A 1,087-nucleotide genomic window follows, 5' to 3' on the forward strand; every position below is an offset into this window, starting at 1 on the left:
CTCAAAAATAGCATTTTTGAGTACCTTTAAAAATAGAACTTAAAAGATCAATTCGTGTCCCCTACTCCGCACTTGTGTTAACCGGGGCCGTTGTGTGCAATGCCAATCAGAACTTTAATATGACCTCCAAAGAAAAAATTAAAAAAGAAATCGCCGAATGTACTAGAGAAGCTGCTGTATTATTGCTGTATCTACAGAATAAATTGAAAGCAGATAAAGCGAAAGAGGTGGAATTCCATCGAGATTATCAAAAATGGTATTCTAAGGCTTTAAAAATAGTCGAATTCCTTGCCCCTGACCGATTTCAGGAATTTAAGAGTTACTACGAGGTGGATCCCAAAAGAAAAACAATGGGGTATGGCAGTTACTACATTCAGGATTATTTAAAAGGTGTCGCTCCCAATTCATTTCACAACCCCAATTTCGACACAAAGGAACAGACTTTACAGAATATGTACAATCAGTACACAATTTTGTTAGCGGTTGATGAAAGGAAGGATATGGCCCTAAATGACCTCAAAAGCTCCTTAATGATTGAACTTCAAGACAATGAGTTGGACACAGCAAAAAGCCTTTTAAAAGTCAATTTACGAGCAAGCGGAGTTGTAGCAGGAGTGGTTTTAGAAGGTTATTTAGAAAATGTTGTGGCTCACCATAAATTAAAAATTGCAAAACGAAATCCGACGTTGTCTCATTATAATGAAGCTTTAAAAAGCAACGGAATTTATGACACAACTGTTTGGAGAAAAATATCCTATTTGGCGGATATAAGAAACATTTGTGCACATAAAGGGAAAGAGCCAACCAAAGACCAAGTTGAGGAATTAATAGATGGAGTTCATTGGACAACAAAAAACGTGTTCTAAAGCACTGCACACAACAATGAATAACCCAAATTGCGGAATAGCTGTCAAAAATGGCATTTTTGACTACCAAGAAAATAAAGTCTTTAACTGACAAAATCGAGTTCCCAAGCCGCAACTTGCGTTATTCGGGACGTTGCACACCATTTAGGCAAAGGCCTGTAATGATCAGCCAAAATATTACCTCCTGGAAGTAAAAAAAAGCTACTGGTTAGACACTCACT

1 protein-coding gene is annotated in these 1,087 nt (G+C 37.3%); it reads left to right on the forward strand.

Translation table 11 applies throughout. The features are described 5' to 3' along the window. Positions 1-119: 119 nt before the first annotated feature. Entirely contained in the window at positions 120-866 is a 747-nt protein-coding gene (locus G564_RS0113085) for a DUF4145 domain-containing protein (protein WP_029038049.1), read from the forward strand. The last annotated feature ends 221 nt before the right edge of the window (positions 867-1,087 follow it).

The organism is Salinimicrobium xinjiangense DSM 19287 (genome assembly GCF_000423585.1).
Taxonomy (GTDB): Bacteria; Bacteroidota; Bacteroidia; order Flavobacteriales; family Flavobacteriaceae; genus Salinimicrobium; species Salinimicrobium xinjiangense.

Bases quoted from the DNA above. Each gene is read 5' to 3' on its own strand.
- G564_RS0113085 (WP_029038049.1), top strand. From the start codon at position 120: ATGACCTCCAAAGAAAAAATTAAAAAAGAAATCGCCGAATGTACTAGA.